Annotated in this window: 16 protein-coding genes; 7 read left to right on the top strand and 9 right to left on the bottom strand. The window is 45.7% G+C overall.

From position 1 onward, the window contains the following. Positions 1 to 37 precede the first annotated feature (37 nt). Positions 38 to 1309: a YeaH/YhbH family protein gene (locus tag ITG12_RS06040; protein WP_248873837.1), complete on the top strand. Its 1272-nt coding sequence runs from the start codon at positions 38 to 40 to the stop codon at positions 1307 to 1309. A gap of 11 nt (positions 1310 to 1320) precedes the next feature. Then, positions 1321 to 2880 carry a SpoVR family protein gene (locus ITG12_RS06045; RefSeq protein WP_038866687.1) on the top strand — a complete coding sequence of 520 codons (1560 nt, stop codon included), beginning with the start codon at positions 1321 to 1323 and terminating at the stop codon, positions 2878 to 2880. Between the two features lie 81 nt (positions 2881 to 2961). On the opposite strand, the gene kdsB is transcribed toward ITG12_RS06045, so the two are convergent. From kdsB to ITG12_RS06070, 5 genes are read right to left on the bottom strand one after another with little or no spacing between them, the layout of a single operon-like run. Next, positions 2962 to 3717 carry a 3-deoxy-manno-octulosonate cytidylyltransferase gene (kdsB, locus tag ITG12_RS06050; RefSeq protein WP_038866685.1) on the bottom strand — a complete coding sequence of 252 codons (756 nt, stop codon included), beginning with the start codon at positions 3715 to 3717 and terminating at the stop codon, positions 2962 to 2964. Continuing rightward, the gene (locus ITG12_RS06055) at positions 3717 to 3896 is read right to left on the bottom strand and encodes a Trm112 family protein (protein WP_005378451.1); all 180 of its coding nucleotides are present in this window, start codon (positions 3894 to 3896) and stop codon (positions 3717 to 3719) included. The genes kdsB and ITG12_RS06055 overlap by 1 nt, the downstream gene beginning before the upstream one ends. Continuing rightward, on the bottom strand, positions 3877 to 4884 hold the full coding sequence (lpxK, locus tag ITG12_RS06060) for a tetraacyldisaccharide 4'-kinase (protein ID WP_248873838.1): 1008 nt from the start codon (positions 4882 to 4884) through the stop codon (positions 3877 to 3879). The genes ITG12_RS06055 and lpxK overlap by 20 nt, the downstream gene beginning before the upstream one ends. Before the next feature lie 5 nt (positions 4885 to 4889). Beyond that, positions 4890 to 6638, bottom strand: coding sequence for a lipid A ABC transporter ATP-binding protein/permease MsbA (gene msbA / locus ITG12_RS06065; protein WP_038866683.1), 1749 nt, complete (start codon positions 6636 to 6638; stop codon positions 4890 to 4892). A gap of 31 nt (positions 6639 to 6669) precedes the next feature. Further along, positions 6670 to 8928 (bottom strand): DNA internalization-related competence protein ComEC/Rec2, encoded by a 2259-nt coding sequence (locus ITG12_RS06070; RefSeq protein ID WP_248873839.1) that lies wholly within the window; start codon positions 8926 to 8928, stop codon positions 6670 to 6672. 8 nt (positions 8929 to 8936) lie between these two features. Between ITG12_RS06070 and ITG12_RS06075 the strand changes: the two genes are divergently transcribed. Next, positions 8937 to 9446, top strand: coding sequence for a DUF2062 domain-containing protein (locus tag ITG12_RS06075; RefSeq protein WP_005431694.1), 510 nt, complete (start codon positions 8937 to 8939; stop codon positions 9444 to 9446). Between the two features lie 199 nt (positions 9447 to 9645). Here the strand turns inward: ITG12_RS06075 and lolE are convergent, their stop codons facing one another. Genes lolE through lolC form a run of 3 tightly spaced genes read right to left on the bottom strand, consistent with a single transcriptional unit; the run spans position 9646 to position 12801 of the window. After that, a complete protein-coding gene (gene lolE / locus ITG12_RS06080) occupies positions 9646 to 10890 on the bottom strand; it encodes a lipoprotein-releasing ABC transporter permease subunit LolE (protein WP_038866676.1) in 1245 nt (414 codons plus the stop codon). A gap of 2 nt (positions 10891 to 10892) precedes the next feature. After that, entirely contained in the window at positions 10893 to 11600 is a 708-nt protein-coding gene (gene lolD, locus ITG12_RS06085) for a lipoprotein-releasing ABC transporter ATP-binding protein LolD (RefSeq protein WP_038875924.1), read from the bottom strand. After that, on the bottom strand, positions 11593 to 12801 hold the full coding sequence (gene lolC / locus ITG12_RS06090) for a lipoprotein-releasing ABC transporter permease subunit LolC (protein ID WP_248873840.1): 1209 nt from the start codon (positions 12799 to 12801) through the stop codon (positions 11593 to 11595). The genes lolD and lolC overlap by 8 nt, the downstream gene beginning before the upstream one ends. 251 nt (positions 12802 to 13052) lie before the next feature. Here lolC and ITG12_RS06095 point away from each other — a divergent pair, with 251 nt between their 5' ends. From ITG12_RS06095 to ITG12_RS06110, 4 genes are all read left to right on the top strand, one after another. Beyond that, a complete protein-coding gene (locus ITG12_RS06095) occupies positions 13053 to 13622 on the top strand; it encodes a PilZ domain-containing protein (protein ID WP_038866671.1) in 570 nt (189 codons plus the stop codon). Between the two features lie 5 nt (positions 13623 to 13627). Further along, positions 13628 to 17089, top strand: a complete 3462-nt coding sequence (gene mfd / locus ITG12_RS06100) for a transcription-repair coupling factor (protein ID WP_248873841.1) — start codon at positions 13628 to 13630, stop codon at positions 17087 to 17089. A 7-nt stretch (positions 17090 to 17096) separates the two neighbouring features. Further along, positions 17097 to 17867, top strand: coding sequence for a peptidoglycan binding protein CsiV (locus ITG12_RS06105; protein ID WP_042602659.1), 771 nt, complete (start codon positions 17097 to 17099; stop codon positions 17865 to 17867). A gap of 78 nt (positions 17868 to 17945) precedes the next feature. Further along, positions 17946 to 18491 carry a GNAT family protein gene (locus tag ITG12_RS06110; RefSeq protein ID WP_038875917.1) on the top strand — a complete coding sequence of 182 codons (546 nt, stop codon included), beginning with the start codon at positions 17946 to 17948 and terminating at the stop codon, positions 18489 to 18491. Between the two features lie 118 nt (positions 18492 to 18609). Here ITG12_RS06110 and ITG12_RS06115 read toward each other — a convergent pair whose 3' ends face one another. Beyond that, complete coding sequence (locus ITG12_RS06115; RefSeq protein ID WP_038875915.1) at positions 18610 to 19899, bottom strand: NAD(P)/FAD-dependent oxidoreductase; 1290 nt, start codon at positions 19897 to 19899, stop codon at positions 18610 to 18612. Between the last annotated feature and the right edge of the window lie 458 nt (positions 19900 to 20357).

The raw sequence follows: 20357 nt of genomic DNA on the forward strand, positions 1-20357 counted from the left end.
AGTTAGGTCGCTTGTGAAACATGAAGAGGGCTATTTCATGGCGCAATTTATAGACCGAAGGCTCAATGGTAAGAACAAGAGCGCTGTTAATCGACAGCGCTTCTTGAAACGCCATAAAGAGCAGATTAAAGAGTCGGTAGCTGACGCAGTGAATCGACGCTCGATCACAAACACGGAAACGGGCGAAGACGTTGCAATACCGCACAAAGACATCAACGAACCTATGTTTCATCAGGGTAAAGGGGGCGTACGTGAGCGTGTGCACCCTGGCAACGACCAATTTATTACTGGTGACAAAATCGAGCGCCCGAAAGGTGGAGGTCAAGGTGGTGGCGCAGGAGAAGACAATGCGAGTCCTGATGGCGAAGGCCAAGACGAGTTTGTTTTCCAGATATCCAAAGATGAATATCTCGATATCTTGTTCGAGGATTTGGAGTTACCCAATCTTGAAAAAAATCAGATTGCTAAAATAACTGAATGGAAGACCCATCGTGCGGGTTACCAAACTGCAGGCATTCCGTCCAACATTGCCATTGTGCGTTCGTTGCAGCAATCACTTGCTCGACGTACCGCAATGACAGCAGGTAAAAAGCGTCTTCTTAATGAACTAGAGGATGAGCTTACTCGCATCAAAAACATCGAGCCAGCTCAGCAGCTCGAGGAAAATCGTCTGAAGAAGGAAATTGAGGATCTGCGCAAGAAAATCGAAAGCGTGCCCTTCATTGATACCTTCGACTTACGTTTCAAGAACTATGAGAAGCGCCCTGTGCCATCGAGCCAAGCGGTCATGTTTTGTCTGATGGACGTTTCCGGTTCTATGGACCAAGCCACCAAAGATATCGCAAAACGCTTCTATGTTCTTTTATACCTGTTCTTGACGCGCACCTACGAAAATGTAGAGGTTGTATTCATTCGTCACCATACTCAAGCAAAAGAGGTCGATGAACATGAGTTCTTCTACTCGCAAGAAACGGGTGGAACAATTGTGTCGAGCGCTCTCAAGCTAATGAACGAAATCGTGCAAGACCGCTATCCTGTAGGCCAATGGAACATCTACGCCGCACAGGCATCCGATGGGGATAATTGGGCTGACGATTCTCCGCGTTGCCGTGAACTCCTAGTGAATAAACTGCTTCCTAACTGTCAGTACTATTCATACATTGAGATCACCCGACGCTCACACCAAACGCTATGGCATGAATACGAGAAGCTTGCTGAAGCCTTCCCAAACTTTGCCATGAAAAACATCCGCTCTGTGGAGGATATCTTCCCAGTCTTCCGTGAACTATTCCAAAAAGAAACGGCGTAAGGAGGCTAGCGATGAATACCGCAACGAAAAACCTTTCGGGGGAAGCTTCGAAGAAGCGCAGAGAAAATATGCTTCCAGACGGCCCAGACTGGACGTTTGAATTGTTGGAGCGTTATCACAAAGAAATCAAGCGTGTCGCGGAGCATTATCGCCTCGACACTTACCCAAACCAAATCGAGGTGATTACCTCTGAACAAATGATGGATGCATACTCAAGTATCGGTATGCCCATCAACTACAATCATTGGTCGTTTGGCAAAAAGTTCATCCAAACTGAGCAAAACTACAAACACGGTCAAATGGGCTTGGCTTACGAGATCGTGATTAACTCCAACCCATGTATCGCTTATTTGATGGAAGAGAACACCATCACGATGCAGGCGCTTGTTATCGCTCACGCTTGTTATGGACACAACTCGTTCTTCAAGGGCAATTATCTGTTCCAAACGTGGACCGACGCCAGCTCGATCATTGACTATCTCTTGTTTGCGAAGAACTACATTGCGGAATGTGAAGAGCGATACGGGGTGCATGAAGTTGAGCAACTACTTGACTCATGCCATGCATTAATGAACTTCGGTGTAGACCGCTATAAGCGTCCCGAAAAAATCTCTATTAATGAAGAGAAAGCTCGTCAAGAAGAGCGCGAAGCCTATCTTCAATCTCAAGTGAACGAACTTTGGCGTACCGTTCCACAGGCAAAAACTAAAGAAGAAGATATCAAGATTCGTTTCCCAAGTGAGCCACAGGAAAACCTGCTTTATTTCTTCGAGAAACATGCGCCATTGCTGGAGCCTTGGCAGCGTGAAATCGTCCGAATTGTCCGTAAAGTTAGCCAGTACTTTTACCCTCAGAAACAAACCCAAGTTATGAATGAAGGGTGGGCAACATTTTGGCACTACACGATTCTGAATCACCTTTACGATGAGGGCTTAGTATCAGAGAAGTTTATTCTCGAATTTCTACATAGTCACACCAGCGTTGTTGCTCAACCTGCTTATAACAGTCCGTACTTTAGCGGCATTAACCCTTATGCGCTTGGCTTTGCGATGTTCAGAGACATAAAACGTATCTGTGAAGAGCCAACCGATGAGGATAAAGAGTGGTTCCCAGAAATTGCCGGAGCCGATTGGTTAGACACGCTTCACTTTGCGATGCATAACTTCAAAGATGAAAGTTTTATCAGCCAATACTTGTCACCAAAGCTAATGCGAGATTTTAAACTTTTCGCCATTAATGATGATGATCGTAAGAACTTCGTTGAGGTTGCCGCCATTCACGATGAGATGGGTTACAAACGCATCCGAGAGGCGCTAGCCGCACAATATAACTTAGCCAATCTAGAGCCAAACATTCAGGTATTTAACGTGGATGTGAGAGGCGATCGTTCGTTAACACTTCAATACGTCCCTCATAACCGAATTCCATTGGATAACAGTTATGAAGAGGTGTTGAAACATGTTTATCGCTTATGGGGCTTCGATGTGATTTTGGAGGAAGTAAAAGATACCGGACACCGAGAGATTCTCTCTACCTGTCCGAAACGCAATCAGTACGACACAAATATCTAGAACTCCCCTTCTACTAATGAATAAAAGAAAAGGCTCCTAACTTAGGAGCCTTTATCTATCTAAATCAGTCAGTGCGGTGTATTAAGCTTGCTTTGCAATAATTGTTCTTACCGCTTCAAGGTCGGCTTGCGTATCCACACCTGCTGCTGGCGCTTCTTTTGCAACCGCAACATGAATCTTTTCACCGTACCAAAGCACGCGAAGTTGCTCTAGACACTCGATTTGCTCAAGTGCGCTTGGCTGCCAATTCACATAAGTATTGATGAAGCCAGCACGGTAAGCGTAGATGCCAATGTGACGCATCAATGGATTTACGATGGTTTTGTCTTGCTTGGCAAAGTTGTCACGATCCCATGGAATCGTCGCACGACTAAAGTACATAGCGTAACCACGCTCGTCCGCGACCACTTTTACCGCATTCGGGTTAAACACTTCCTCTTCCGATTCAATCTCAACCGCAAGCGTTGCCATTGGCGCATCGCAACCTGCTAGGTTATCAGCCACTTGGCGAATAATAGACGGCGGAATCAATGGTTCATCACCCTGAACATTAACCACAATGTGGTCTGCAGGAATTGCCATTTTTTCTACCACTTCTGCTAGTCGCTCAGTGCCAGATTCATGGTTTGGCGAGGTCATACAAACCTTGCCACCAAACTGCTCTGCAGCCGCCGATACGCGCTCATCGTCAGTCGCAATAATCACGTCTTCAGCGCCCGCTTGTAACGCTTGCTCATAAACCCATTGGATCATTGGTTTACCACCAATGTCTGCCAACGGCTTACCCGGTAAGCGGCTTGACGCGTAACGCGCAGGAATGACAACCGTAAAAGACATTAGCGTCCCTCGTCCATGCTCATGGTTCTTGCTTCTGGTTCAAGGAGAACAGGAATACCCTCTTTGATTGGGTAAGCAAGGCGATCTAATTTGCAGATCAACTCTTGATTATCTTTATCGTACGTCAGCTTACCTTTGCACACAGGGCAAGCTACAATCTCAAGCAGACGGTGATCCATAAGTCGCTTTAACCTCTTTTATTCGATTTAAAATTCGTTCTGCATCATGTTGTTCAAACTGAGCAGAAACAGGAAGATACCACCAATTGTCTTGCGCATAGCGGTCGCATTTAACGGCATCTTTTTCTGTCATAATCACATTCGCTCCTTGTTGAGCCAATGCATCTAATTCTTGTTGGTCAAAGTCCTGATGATCGGCAAACCCTTTCGTGACTTTGACATCCGCATTCATTGCGTTAAGTGTATTAAAAAAACGAGGTGGATGCCCAATACCTGCAAATGCGACTAAGTCTTTCAACTCACTCACATCCACTTGCTGCTTCGTCTTCAAATTGATCGCTTTAGACGGCGCTAAAGACATTGGCATTTCATCTTGATGCGCTTTTCCACCGTTAGTGATGATAAAGTCGACTTCAGCAAGACGCTCTACCCCTTCACGTAGCGGACCAAGTGGAATAAGGCTTTCATTGCCAAAGCGACGATTGCCATCAACGATAACGAACTCGATATCTCGCTCTAAAGCGTAATGCTGGAGGCCATCGTCAGTAATAATGATGTCAACGCCAGTTTCAAGCAATGCTTTCACCGCATTAGCACGAATCGGGTCTACGGCTACTGGCGCACCAGTACGACGATGAATTAGCTTAGGCTCATCACCACAGTGTTTCGCTGGTGTATTATCATCAAGAACAAGCGGATACTGAGGTGCTTTTGCGCCGTAACCACGCGATACCACTCCGGGTTTATAACCCATTAGTTGCAATTGCTCTACCAGCCACACTACCACTGGCGTTTTACCATTGCCACCAGCGGTAATGTTACCAACGACCACAACAGGCACGGGTGCTTTGTAGGCTTCTTTCTTGCCGACTTGGTATTGACGGCGTTTCGATTGGCTTATCGCACCAAACAGCAAGCTTAATGGCCACAAAAGCGGCCATAGCAAGTATTTAAGCGGATGGTTTTCGAACCAGATCTTTTCAATCACAGCGCTTAGGCACCAAATTGAATTCGATGAAGCTGGGCATAAGCGCCATCTTTAGCGATCAAATCAGCATGACTACCACGCTCAACGATAGCGCCTTCATCGACTACAAGGATTTCATCAGCGTTTTCGATGGTCGACAAACGGTGAGCAATCACCAGTACCGTCTTGTCTTTTTGCAGTTCATCCAGCGCCGATTGAATAGCACGTTCCGATTCCGTATCCAGAGCTGACGTTGCCTCATCAAGTACCAGCACAGGTGCATCACGTAGAAGTGCACGTGCAATTGCGACACGCTGGCGCTGGCCACCTGACAAACTCGCACCATTTTCGCCAATCATCGCGTCTAAGCCACCGTCCATTTTACCAATGAACTCCATCGCATGAGCCAGTTTGGCTGCACGCTCAATGTCTTCACGTGAGTATTGTTCTTCTGTCGCGTAAGCAATGTTGTTTGCAATCGTGTCGTTGAACAAATGTACGTTTTGCGAAACAAGCGCAAACTGCTCACGAAGATTCTTAAGCTCATAATCACGAATGTCATGACCATCAAGCGTAATTGAACCACTGCTTACGTCATAGAAACGGTTGAACAAATTAGCAATGGTACTCTTTCCTGAACCTGAGCGCCCAACGAGAGCAACCGTCTTACCTTTTGGAATGTCAAAACTGACATTCTCAAGCGCTGGTTTTTCTGCACCTTCATAAGTAAAGCTGACATCTTTGACAGTTACATCGCCTTGCGCACGCTCTACTTTGAATTTACCTTCGTTCTTTTCTGGTTCTAGATCGACCAGTGCAAACAAGGTTTGGCTTGCCGCCATACCGCGTTGGAACTGTGACGTAACATTCGTCAGAGCTTTCAATGGACGCATCAAACCAAACATCGCAGAGAATACAACCGTAAATGTACCCGGAGTCAATTGGTCTTTAATTGAGTCGATACTAGCAAGGTAAAGCACGACAACAATCGCGATAGATGCAATCATTTGAATGATCGGGTTCGCAGCTGCTTGAGCTGTCACTAGCTTCATGCTTTGCTGGCGCATCTGATTGCTGACTTTCTCGAAGCGTTTGCCTTCGATGTCTTGACCACCATAACTTAGTACGACTTTATGACCTTTCAGCATTTGCTCCGCGGAAGCCGTCACATGACCCATCATGGTTTGCATGTTCTTTGAAATTTTTCTGAATCGTTTAGAAACGATACCAATACCCCAAGCAACAACAGGAGCAACAGCAAACAGTACCAAAGACAATTGCCAGCTGTTGTAGAACATCAAAACCAACAAGCCAATGATACTTGCACCTTCACGAACGATACTGACCAATGCTTGGCTAGTTGCAGCAGATACTTGCTCTGAGTCGTAAGTGATACGTGACAATAAGTTGCCTGTTTTTTCTTTATCAAAATAAGAAACAGGCATATGCATAAAGTGGTTGAACACCATTCGTCGAATTTGCATCACGACGTTGCCGGAAACCCAGCTCAAACAATAGGTCGAGACAAACCCACTCACACCACGAATAAACATCATGGCGAAAACAATTAATGGGAGTGTGCGTAGAAAGTCTGACTCTGCATTGCCAAAACCTTCATCAAGAAGTGGTTTAAGCAGGGAAATCATGTAGGTATCTGAAACAGCATTAACGACTAATGCAATGACAGCAACGATCAAACCGGCCTTATAAAGGCGAATAAATTGCCATAGACGCTTAAACGTCTGCCAGGTCGTTTCATCAGTATTTATCGACATAGAAGTGCTTTATTTTCTTACATTAAGACTCTTATTCTACTCCCTTACGCAGCATCTGCCTATACCAAGGGTCAAATGTCTCACTTCGTTTAACTTCGAAGTGCCAATTGTCTTGCTCAATAAACACCGATACTTGACCATCACTGCCTGTGTCTAACCAAAGCGCCTTGCTCTCTTCATAAGCTGATACAACATTTTCAGCAGGCATCCCCCATTGATTACTTTTTGCGAGAGAAGCAATGGCTAATTTGGGGGAAACGGCTTGAACAAATTTGGGGTTCGAAGAACTCTTGCTGCCATGGTGAGGAACCAACATCACATCACTTTCTAGTTTCTCAGGCTCACGCATGAGTATCCATTCACTTATGGCTTCAATATCTCCCGTCAGCAGCAGACGGAAACCAGATTGAGAGTCGACTACCCTAATCACACAAGAGTGGGGATTGTAGGCACGCTGAACCAACTTCGGTGGCCACAACACTTCCATATTCAAGGATTGCCATGACCAGTACTCCCCTGCAACGCACGCTTTGTAGTCAGTGTAATTCTGGCTGCTGAACTTATTGGTCGGATTGAAAGCACTTTCGATGTATTGACGACCTCCTGCATGGTCAGAGTCCGCATGGCTAATGATGACCCCATCAATGGAACCGTAACCTCGACGATGTAAAGTCGGGGCGATAACCTGCTCAGCAATGCTACCGCTCCCCCATCCTTTACCTGTGTCATAAAGCAATACCTTGCCGCCTTTTTCGATTAATACTGCAAGCCCATGCCCAACATCGAGAACATCCACTCGCCATCGGTCTCTAGTTGAATCATGAAAGAACACCACACAAGTCGTGACCAAAAGTAATAAAAGCAGTCCGTTCGCCCGAAAAAAGCGACCAAGCAAAAGACAAGCACTTGCCACACCGACAAGAAGCGTTGCTTTTAAACTGAGAAACTGCCAACTCCCTGTGGCAAAGGGTAAAGACCAACTCAATGGCCATAGCGCCCAGTCCATGCCTTGCCAAAACCACGCCGAAATGAAATAAGAGCAAAGCGAAAACATGAGTGCAAGAAACATCAGAGGAACCACAATCATCCCAAACCAAGGTATAAATACTAGGTTATAAATAATTGAGGTTAGACTGGTGCCAGAGAAGAAATACCCACTGATCGGCACGATCAACAAAGTAAGTACTAACTGTACTTTCAACAACAAGATCAACTTGTCCTTCCAATCCCCCTTGTGGCTCTGAACGGCATTCACCGCAAGCAGTACCGCAACAACAGAGAGATACGACAACCAAAAACTCAGACTAAGAGAAGCAAAAGGTTCAATGCAAAGCTGAATAGCGACTGCTAACAGCAATACACGCCAAGCGCTCCAATACACCAGCCAAAACTTTAATGACACATAAATAACACAGACAGAAAAAGCTCTTATCGTCGGCAAAGAAAAATCTGCAAGCCAAGCGTACAAAAACGCAGTGATAATCCCAATGAAAGGTGGTAACAGCTGGAGATTGAAAAAAATATACCGAAGCGCAACCCCGGCGAAAATACCAAAACTGAATGCCATCCCAATATGCAAACCGGAAATAGAGACAAGGTGCAATAACCCACTATCCCGTAGCAGCTGCCAATCTTGATACGTTAAAAGTGAGCGGTCACTAAAGGCGAGCGCATTGATGAGTGGATAATGTTTGAGGCGCGAGATGCTTCCAGAAACCGACTGAATGATTTGCTGACGAACAGAGTACGAAGAACGAATCTGCCACTTGGCATTACGTGACGACGTTGCCCTTGCAACAATTCCCTGCCCAATGGCTTGTTGCTCAGAATCAAAACCCGCTTCATTTCTCAACCCTAGAATGGGTTTAAGTGAAACTTGAGTAGTAAAGTCACTGTTAACAGGCAGTGGGAAAGGGGTTATCAGACGGATTTTCGGTTTAAGAAAAGGTAACAGGTTTTGAGAATTCACCCCGCGAACCACCGCAATTCCTTCATATCCGTGACTTATTTGCGTAAAAGGGCTGTCAACTTTACCAATTATGGTAATATTCACCCCTGCTTGAAACAGGGCTTGTCTTTGATGTTCCATAACATTGCCGTGGACAATAACAACCATACAGCCCGAAATTACGCCTATGCTAATTAAGCCTCGACGTAATTTGATTATTGAGCCAATGGCAATTATTCCCAGCAGCAACCATCGCCAATCTGGCATCGTCGGCCACCATGCAGACGAAATAACGCTCGCGACAAATAATGCCAAGGTCCAACTTTTTTCTAAGAGAGTCATGTCGTCCTATGCCTAGAAAGCTGATAAAACGCTTCATGCCAGATCATGAAATGATCAAACGCCAAAAAGCACTAAAGGTCTTCGGCAACGTGTTATACAACCCAAACTTGTGGTGTTTAAACCGTCGCTCTGCATCTGGTGCTTTTGCTGTTGGCTTATTTATGGCGTTTGTTCCGCTTCCGAGTCAGATGATCATGGCCGCAGGTCTCGCCATCATGCTTGGCGTTAACTTACCGCTTTCTGTTGCATTGGTATGGATCAGCAACCCTATCACGATGCCAGTGTTGTTCTACTTTGCGTACAAACTTGGCGCTTTGGTTATGCACGTTCCTCCACAGCCATTCCATTTTGAGTTGTCGTGGGAATTCATCATGCAACAAATGAACACTATTGGACCACCGTTCCTACTAGGCTGCGCAATATGCGGCGTTGTATCAGCCATCATTGGCTATTTTGGTATTCGGGGGCTTTGGCGTTACTCAGTCGTGAGAAGCTGGCAAAAACGTAAGATAAGATAAGTACTTATTCTTCAATTAGCAGGTTGTAGAGCATCGAATGGAGAACAGTTAACGTTCGACATGAAAGGCGCTGTAACTCAAGTATGAAGTCTACCGAGCCATGACAGAGATAAGCTGAACATAGATAAAAGAAAGGACCGAGATTCGGTCCTTTTTTGTGCCTGCCGCTTGAGAGCGTCGGCTAAAGTCTTTCTTTCGATTACTTGGAACTCAATACCGCAGCAGGATTGAGCTTCGCTGCGCGAGAAGCAGGGTACCAAGTTGCTAACAAGCTCAACATGATTGCCGTTCCCGAAACCAAAGCCACATCAGGCCAATGCAACTGGGAAGGTAAGAAGTCAACAAAGTAGATGTCACCCGATAAGAACTGATGTCCGATTAAACTCTCTAACGCTTTAATGATGGGGGTTAAGTTTAGCGCGACAAACACACCAACAATACTGCCTGCAATACTTCCGAATACGCCCGAGAACACACCTTGCCATACAAAGATACGTTTAATTAGCCCATCTTTTGCGCCCATGGTGCGTAATATCGCAATTTCTGCAGCGCGATCTTTTACGGCCATCATCAATGTAGAAACGATGTTGAAGCTTGCTACACCAATCACCAGAACCATCACCAAGTACATAATGGTGCGAACCAGTTGGATGTCGCGATACAAGAAACCAAATTGTTGTTGCCAGCTCTTGAGGTAGACATACACATCAATCAGACTACCGACTTCACGCACGATCGAAGGTGCATTAAGTACATCATCTGTCTTCAATGAAATCCCTGTAACACCATCGCCTAAACGTGCATACGCCTGTGCATCTTTTAATGGAACCAGAGCGAGTGAATGATCGATCTGGCCGTTAAGCGTTAAAAAACCTGAGACTTTGACTCGCACACGTTTTGGTGCTTGAACTTTGCTGGTGCTTCCCGTTTGCGGAATCATTAACGTAACGTAGTCACCAACCTCAACATTTAATTCGTTGGCAACTCCACGCCCCAGAATGACTTGCTGCTGACCAGCATAAAAATTCTGCCATGCTTGGGGATCAATAAAATCAGACATGCTTGATACGGCCTGCTCAAAAGCCGGATCGACACCTCGTACTTCAACGGCTTTAAGCTTGCTGCCTTTTTCCGCCAAACCAGTAAAGCGAACATAAGGCGCCGCCGCGACAACATGTTCATGACTCAATGCCTGATTCATAGTTTTGGTGTAGTTGTGCAGTGGTCCATTGACCCCTTCTAACTCACCATGCGGAATAACTGATAACACGCGCGATTGCAGCTCACGTTCAAAACCATTCATTGCTGAAAGGCCAATAATGATAACCGCAACGCCAACCGCAATACCAATCGTGGAAGAAAGCGAAATGAACGACACCATTTTGTTACGCTTTTTAGCGCGGCTGAATCGGCCCCCGATCATCAGTGCTAGAGATGAAAACAAAATTAGCCCTCCGCAACCGCTGTTTCAGTGATAAAGCGATCCACCAGCAAGCCATCTTGCATATGCATTTGGCGATCCATTTTCGCGGCTAACTCGTTATCATGAGTAACAACTAAAAAGGCAATGTTCGACTCTTGGTTTAATTCACGCATCAAATCGTAAATCGCCAGAGCAGTATTGTGGTCTAAGTTACCCGTTGGCTCATCCGCCAATACCAGATCAGGCTTGTTCACCAAAGCTCGTGCAATGGCTACGCGCTGACGCTCACCACCAGAAAGTTCGGACGGACGATGATCCATGCGATGACCTAATCCCACCTTTTCGAGTAGAGTTTGAGCAGCTTCTTTTGCTTCCGATACTTTCGTTCCACCGATCAGCAGGGGCATTGCCACATTCTCTACTGCTGTAAAATCCGCCAACAAATGATGGAATTGATACACAAAACCAAGGTGTTTGTTACGCAACGCGGCTTGTTTATTTGAACTCAATGCAGATAGGTCTTGGCCAAGAAAGTCGACCTCACCTTGTGATGCGTCGTCCAACGCACCAAGGATGTGCAGTAAAGTACTTTTCCCTGAGCCCGATGAGCCAACAATTGACACTAACTCACCTTTATCAATATCAAAGCTCACGCCTTTCAACACTTCTGTATCTAACGAGCCCTCTCGGTAGACTTTACGAATATCACGACATTCTAATAGCTTATTCATAGCGAAGTGCCTCAGCAGGTTTAACAGAAGATGCTCGATAAGATGGATATACAGTTGCAGCAAGACTCAGAGCAATCGCCAGCACTACCACTAATAAAATTTGGAATGAATCGATAACAATTGGCAGATGGCCACCAAAGCTAAATAGCGCCACACCAGCTGCTTCCAGAATCGCATTGAGGTTAAGCGACAAAGCCACGCCTACCACTCCACCAACAATCGCGCCAATTACGCCACTGCTAGCACCTTGAACCATAAAAATAGCCATCACCTGAGATTGCTTCATCCCCTGGGTTTTGAGAATTGCGACTTCAGATTGCTTCTCCATCACCACCATGATCAAAGCAGAAATGATGTTAAACGCGGCAACACCGACTATTAAACCGAGCATCAAGCCCATCATGTTCTTTTCCATTTTAACCGCTTGGAAAAGTTCACCGCGTTGTGCACGCCAGTCACTCCACTGCCAACCTTCAGGCATAGGTTTATCTGCAAACTCAGTCACCATAAACGGGTCGGAGAAAAAGACACGCCAACCAGAGACCGTCTCTTTAGGTAAGCGCATCAACTTTGCCGCATCCGTCATGTTCACAATCATCAATTGTCCATCAACGTCCGAGCCAGTATTAAACAACCCCGCAACGGTAAAGTTACGCTGACTAGGAATACGCCCTAACGGAGTAAATTGTGATGCATTCGTTACCATTAAACGCACTTTATCGCCCATTGAGACTTTTAACGATCGCGCCAAGCTGTGTCCTAAGAAGACCTTATACTCACCCGCTTTTAAAGAAGACAATCGACCTGCGATTAAATGGTTTGAAATAGGGTCGCCTTGTTTTGGTTCAATCCCAATCAAGTAGCCCGCGGTCAATTGTGCAGAACTTTGAATAACCGCTTCTCCACGAACGATCGGTTCAGGCTTTGCCATCGTAGACATCTTCTGGATAAATTCAGGCGCCGTCGCTGTCATTGGCGTTTTGCCATCATGTTGTGAAATTACGGCGTGAGGCAACACACCTAAAATGCGCTCTTTTAGTTGCGCTTCAAAACCGTTCATGACAGAGAGTACGGTCACAAGCGCCATCACACCGATCGTAATGCCTGCGGTCGACATATAAGACACGAATCGACTGAACCTATCTCCGGAACGACCCCGAAGATATCTCAAGCCAATAAACAAAGAGATAGGATGATACATATAGGACAAACCAACTGGTTTTCTAATAGTGCTAAATAATAAGAGTTATCTTACCTTACTCTTACAATGAAGAAGACAAGATAATCGCTAAATTTGTCAACGACATGCAATAAGTCCATTTTTAAGCGAGAAAGTTCACCCAGACAAAACATGGAAACTTGATAACTTATTTCAGTTAGCGATAATCAGTGCCCTATCCCTCTCTTTCTTCAATGAAATGAGAGTGCTCGTTGGCAGAAAAGGACCGATTAATGACAGAGCAAGAATACTTCACCGTACACCACAACCTCACTCTTAATGTCGAAACATTAGGGGCGGACTTCGTTCTGCCTGATGAGGAAACCTTTGTCTCGGAAATTCCAACGCCTTTTATTGTCGCGAGCGAATTTAGCCATTTAGATATGCTGGCAGATAATGCACGCCTTGAACTACAAACTAAAGAGCTGAAACACGTCATCAGCCTGTTGGATACACAGAATTCAAAGCTCAACCTTTTACTTAGTTTTATGCTCTCTCAACAAGACGATGCAACACTGCGCTTTCAAACCACTCAGTTTGGAGCAAGCCAGCTCAGCTATCGCTCAGAAACTGAAATTGAGACTCAACAATTAGTGCGAGTAAAACTGTTCTTAGATCACCCTGCTGCAGCCATTTACTGCTACGCTCAGGTAGTGGCATGCGAGCCTTGTGACCGTGGTTTCATTACCACTCTGAGGTATAAATTGCTCAGAGAAGCCGACCAAGATTTATTGATCAAAGCCGCTTTGTACCAACAACAGAAACTACTGCGTCAGCGTTCACTAGAGCGAGATAACAAATAACGACCATGACAAAAGCAACGATTCTTTCCGTCACTAATCCGTCTGAACGTGGCGATAAAAAACAGCTAGGGAATTTACCTGGCGCGTCATTACCAATGGCCATTGCAGAACTGGCAAAACAACACTCAAGCCATTCAGTCCTTGTGGTGCCCGATCCACAAATCGCGCTAAAACTACAAGCTGAAATTGAGCAGTTTACAGACCAAACCGTGAGCCTGTTCCCGGATTGGGAAACCTTGCCATACGATAATTTTTCACCGCACCAAGAAATTATCTCAGACCGAATTGCACGTTTATACCAGTTGCCTCATCAACGTAATGGTGTGACGATCGTACCAGTCAGCACAATCTTGCAACGTCAGTCTCCGAGAGACTTTTTGCTGCAACACACTTTGATGGTTAAGACGGGCGACCAGTTCTCACTCGAAAAGCTACGTGCTCAGCTAGAAAACTCGGGATACCGTCACGTCGATCAAGTGTTTGGACCGGGTGAATACGCCAGTCGCGGTTCGATCTTAGATTTGTTCCCTATGGGCAGCTCCGACCCTTATCGTATTGATTTCTTCGATGATGAGATCGACACGATACGAACTTTCGACCCAGAGAACCAACGTTCGATCGAAGACATCCAGCAGATCCAATTACTGCCTGCGCACGAATTTCCGACGACCAAGGTAGCAATCGAAGACTTCCGTACCCGTTGGCGTACACAGTTTGAAGCACGCCGAGAGCCTGAATCGATTTATATGCAGGTCACCAAAGGAACATGGCCTGCCGGTATCGAATATTGGCAACCATTGTTCTTCGATCACACAGAGACTCTGTTCGATTACTTACCAGAAGATTCGCAACTGATCATTTATGGAGACATCGAAGCAGCGGTCGATACTTTCTTAAATGACGTTGACTACCGTTACGATCAAAAGAAAATCGACCCACTCCGTCCGCTATTGGCCCCTCATGAACTGTGGCTAAAGAAAGACGAACTATTTAAGCACATCAAACAATTGCCTCAGGCCCTATTAAGCCTAGAGAAAATTGTTAAACGTGCTGGTCGTCAGAACCTCGCGGTACAGTCTTTGGCAGAGCTTGGTGTCCAGCAACAAAACAAAGAGCCACTGTCTCGCCTTCGCCAATTTAGCGAACAATTTACGGGAAAAATCGTCTTTTCTGTCGAATCAGAAGGCCGTCGTGAAGCGCTGACAGAACTGTTGCAAGGCATCAAAGTACGTCCCGTGGTTCATGGCTCAATATACCAAGCACTAGATTCAAATGACCGATTCAGCCTGATACTTGGCGCTGCAGAACATGGTTTTATCCATGATGAGCTGAACTTTGCACTAATTTGTGAAAGCGACCTACTCGGTGATCGCGTTATCCAACGCCGTCGCAAAGACAAAAAAACCGTCAATAGTGACACCGTCATTCGCCACCTTGCCGAGCTAAAACCGGGGCAACCTGTCGTACACATTGACCACGGTATCGGACGCTACATCGGCCTGCAAACGCTTGAAGCCGGTGGTATGAAAACGGAATACGTTACCCTTGAGTATCAAAACGATGCCAAACTTTACGTTCCGGTTTCTTCCCTGAACTTAATCAGCCGTTATTCTGGCGGTGCAGAAGAGAGTGCACCACTGCATAAACTCGGCGGTGAAGCGTGGGCAAAAGCACGTCGTAAAGCGGCAGAAAAAGTACGTGACGTCGCAGCAGAACTTCTGGATGTTTACGCAAAACGCGAGCTAAAACCGGGGTACAAATTCGAGTTGGATCGTGGCCAATACGCCACATTCAAAGCGACATTCCCATTTGAAGAAACGGACGACCAATCCACCGCCATCAATGCGGTACTTTCGGACATGTGCCAAGCAAAAGCGATGGACCGACTCGTATGTGGTGACGTTGGCTTTGGTAAAACCGAAGTTGCAATGCGAGCAGCCTTCGTGGCAACAGACAACAGCAAGCAGGTGGCCGTATTGGTGCCGACTACCCTGCTCGCTCAGCAGCACTTTGAAAACTTCCGTGATCGTTTTGCTAACTTACCAATTCGTGTAGAGGTCCTTTCGCGCTTTAAATCAGCGAAAGAGCAGAAAGTGATCCTTCAAGACGTCGCGGACGGTAAAGTGGACATCGTTGTTGGTACACATAAGCTGCTTTCAAGCGACATTAAATTCAAAGATCTTGGCTTGTTGATCGTCGACGAAGAACACCGTTTTGGTGTACGCCAGAAAGAGAAAGTAAAAGCAATGCGTGCCGATGTCGACATCCTAACGCTGACGGCAACGCCAATCCCTCGTACGCTGAATATGGCAATGAGTGGTATGCGTGATTTATCGATCATCGCAACGCCACCAGCGCGTCGTTTAGCGATCAAGACGTTTGTGCGCCAGCATGAAGATTCGGTCGTTCGTGAAGCCGCATTGCGAGAAATTATGCGCGGTGGTCAAGTGTACTTCCTGCATAACCAAGTCGAAACCATCGAGAAAACCGCTGAAGACTTGCAAAAGCTGATCCCAGAAGCTCGTGTGACGGTTGCCCACGGTCAAATGCGTGAACGCGAACTAGAACGCATCATGAACGACTTCTACCACCAGCGTTTCAACTTACTCGTTTGTACCACTATTATTGAAACAGGTATCGACGTTCCGACGGCAAACACCATTATCATGGATCGTGCCGATAACCTTGGTCTTGCGCAGCTTCACCAATTACGTGGTCGTGTAGGTCGTTCGCACCACCAAGCTTATGCTTACTTATTGACACCACATCCGAAAGCCATCACCAAAGACGCCATCAAGCGTCTTGATGCTATTGCTTCGTTAGAAGATCTGGGCGCAGGTTTCACTCTTGCAACACACGATCTTGAGATTCGTGGCGCAGGTGAGCTATTAGGTGACGAACAAAGTGGTCAAATTCAATCGGTTGGCTTTACACTGTATATGGAGATGCTTGAACAAGCGGTTGAAGCATTGAAAGAAGGTAAAGAACCATCGTTGGATGACTTGCTTCGTGAGCAAACGGAAATTGAAATGCGTATTCCAGCCTTGTTACCGGATGACTACATCCCTGACGTGAATACACGCCTATCAATGTACAAACGTATTGCAAGCGTCAGCGACAACGAAGGCTTGTCGGAATTGAAGGTAGAACTGATTGATCGCTTTGGCTTATTGCCAGATGCAACCAAAAACCTTCTCTCTGTCTCAGAACTGAAAATTGGGGCAGGAAGTCTCAAAGCGAAGAAAATTGAGGCACATGATAAGGGCGGATTCATCGAGTTTTACCCTGATGCTGACATAAACCCAGCGTATTTGGTTAAACTCCTGCAATCACAGCCGCAAAAATTTGCAATGGAAGGTCCAACTAAGTTCAAGTTTAGCGTACCATTAACGGACCGACGAAAACGCATTCAGTTTGTTCAAGACTTACTGAATGATTTTAAAAAGAATTTATTACCAACGAGCTAATAGTCGAATGAGAATACTGATCCCATTATTGCTTCTTTGTGTCTCAATGCCTACTTGGGCTGCGCGTCAATTTGATATTGAAGTAATTATTTTCAAGCGAGCAGTTAACGCTGAAAGTACCAGTGAATCATGGCCAAATGAGCTGCCAAAAATCGAAATGAGCAACGTAGGCAGCTTAGACAGTGAGTCTTACCGCCGTTCTAAAGGCGTCACTTTGCTACCACGTTCTTCTTTCCGTTTGAATGCACAAGAATCAGCATTGAACAATCACGCCGGCTTCAAAGTGCTTAAACACGTAGCCTGGCGTCAAGGCGACCGCGGCAAGGCAAGCGCGCCGATCTTCCATATCGTGGGTGGACGTGATTTCTCAGGCTCTTACAACGCTGACGGCAGCCAAATCAATGGCAATGCACAATCACTTTCAACCGATGGTTACAGTGAAGAAACCGTTAACGGTCCGCTCTACGAGTTAGACGGCAAACTTCAAATCTACGTTCAGCACTACTTGTTCGCTGAGACCACCATAGATTTACGTGAGCCCGCTGTACGTGAAGTTCGTATCGAGTCTCAGCCTTCTGAGCAAATGACGAATGAGTTAGGTGAAGTGGACGGCAACGTTCAAGTAGGCAACTTGGCAGAAGTTTCACCAACCATCACTGAAGAGAAGTTCTTGAAGAGCTTCCGCATGGATCAGAAGCGCCGTATGCGCAGTAGTGAAACTCACTACTTAGACAACCCATTGATGGGAATGATCATTCAAGTTCGTCGCGTTCGATAAGAGCAACATAAACATAAAAGCGCAGCACTGGCTGCGCTTTGTTTTATCTAGCGCCAAACAAGGAAGTAGTATCTGTTCATGAGTCCAGATTTTGAAATCATCACCCCACGCTTGGCACTCAAGCTTATTCCCTCAGAACAAGCCCACTCACTACAACGCTTGTTAGTTGAATCCCCTTCCCTACATCAATGGTTAGATTGGTGTGACGAAAACGTCACCCTCAAAGACGCGCAGGACTTCCTTCTTGCCACTCGCTTAAATTGGGTAAAAACGGAAGCGTTTGGATTTGGTATTTATGATCGTGAATACAACAATTTACTTGGAATGGCTGCTGTAAACGAGCTTTACCATACATTCAACATGGCGAGTATTGGCTACTGGGTTGCAGATAAATACCAACGAAAAGGCTATGCACAAGAAGCAATTCGAGCACTGGCTGAATTTTGTTTCGCCAAGCTTAGCCTAACGCGAGTAGAGATCGTCTGCGATCCAGACAACATTGCCAGTCAAACATTAATCGAATCAGTCGGAGCGAAGAAAGAAGCCATTGCTAGAAATCGTTTTATCTTCCACGGTAAACCAAAAGATGGCGTTGTGTATTCGTTGTTACCCACTGATTTGTAATTAATCGAATGAAAGTGTTCGATTTTAAGACAACAAAAAAGCCACCGACAGACGGTGGCTTTTCGTTTTGATTGTTTGTCTTTCTATCAAGTCAGCAATAGAAAGCCAAGTCATCAAATTAGTGTAGCTTCAAGTTTGGACGAAGTACGCGGTTAATACGGCCAACGAGCATCATCAAGCCAGTCTTAATCACGCCATGCAACGCCATTTGGTGCATACGGTATAGCGAGATGTATACGACACGCGCGATACGACCTTCAACCATCATAGAGCCTTTGGTTAAGTTCCCCATCAAACTGCCAACTGTAGAGAAGCGGCTTAGCGAAACTAAAGAACCATGGTCTTTGTAAACGTAGTCTTTCAGTTCACGACCGTTAAGCTTAGCGACGATGTTGCTGAACGCTTGGCTTGCCATTTGGTGTGCTGCTTGAGCGCGTGGCGGTACGAATGAACCATCAGGTTGAGTACATTGCGCCAAATCACCAATAACAAATATGTCATCGTCACGAGTAGTTTGAAGCGTTCCTTTAACCACAAGTTGGTTGATACGGTTTGTTTCTAGGCCGGCGATGTCTTTGATAAAATCAGGGGCCTTAATACCCGCAGCCCACACCATGATTTGCGCAGGAATTTTCTCGCCGTCTTTAGTGGTTAAACCGTTTTTATCCGCTTGCGTTACCATGGTAGCAGTACGCACGTTAACACCGAGTTTAACCAGCTCTTGGTGCGCCGCAGAAGAAATACGCGGTGGCAATGCCGGAAGAATACGCTCACCTGCTTCCACTAGGTTCACGTTTAGTTTGCTCGAGTCTAAGTCACCAAAGCCGTAAGTACGCAGCTCTTTCACTGCGTTGTGCAGTTCTGCTGACAGCTCCACACCCGTTGCACCCGCACCAACAATCGCAATATCAACGGTACCGTTACCATTTTTCGCGTGCAGTTTTAGGAACTCATTGTTCATACCAGAACGGAAACGGTGCGCCTGTTCTGGACTATCTAGGAAGATACAATTTTCACGAACACCGGGAGTGTTGAAGTCATTAGACGTAGAGCCAATCGCCATCACTAGAATGTCGTACTCTAGTTCGCGACTTGGCATAAGAAGCTCGCCATGTTCGTCTTTAAGCTCACTAAGAATGATCACTTTACGTTCACGGTCGATGTCTTGAAGGCTGCCCATTTGGAAGTCAAAACTGTGGTTTTTCGCGTGAGCACGGTAACTCAATGCGTCCACACCTTCATCCAATGAACCAGTTGCTACTTCATGCAACAGCGGTTTCCACAAGTGGCTCGCTTTACGGTCTACCAGTGTAATTTGCGCACGGTTCTTACGACCAAGAGTGCGACCTAGCTTGGTTGCCAATTCAAGGCCACCAGCACCGCCGCCTACAACGATAATGCGTGTCACAATGTTATCCTCTACAAAAATGAATATATGGGTTCAGCTCGAAGCTCTGACTCACAGTCTTACTGTGGTAAAGCATCCAACCGATGAATTCTTTGGTCTCTAGAGGTGAGCTCACTTTTTGGATAAATCCAATGCCATCTTTAATGTGCGTGTTTGATTAACTTGCTGATGTGGCATTGCTCGTTTGTCTGAAAGATACGATCTCAGACAAAAAATGGGCAAGTTTCTTACTCGCTCTCAATTTTTTTTGATATTTATCAAATTATTTTTACCAAGTTCATTATATAGGGCAATCTTTTGATGGCAACAAAAATCCTTGCTAGGAATACGGATTGGCTAATTTTCAACTGTTTAACGGTATCGTTTTCGTGCCACAAAAGGTTAAAACGATAAATCAAGATAATCAATCGCTACAAAATGTAAATATCTACAGAATTATTGCTATCAAGTTACGTCTT

The organism is Vibrio sp. ED002, from assembly GCF_023277445.1.
GTDB lineage: Bacteria > Pseudomonadota > Gammaproteobacteria > Enterobacterales > Vibrionaceae > Vibrio > Vibrio jasicida.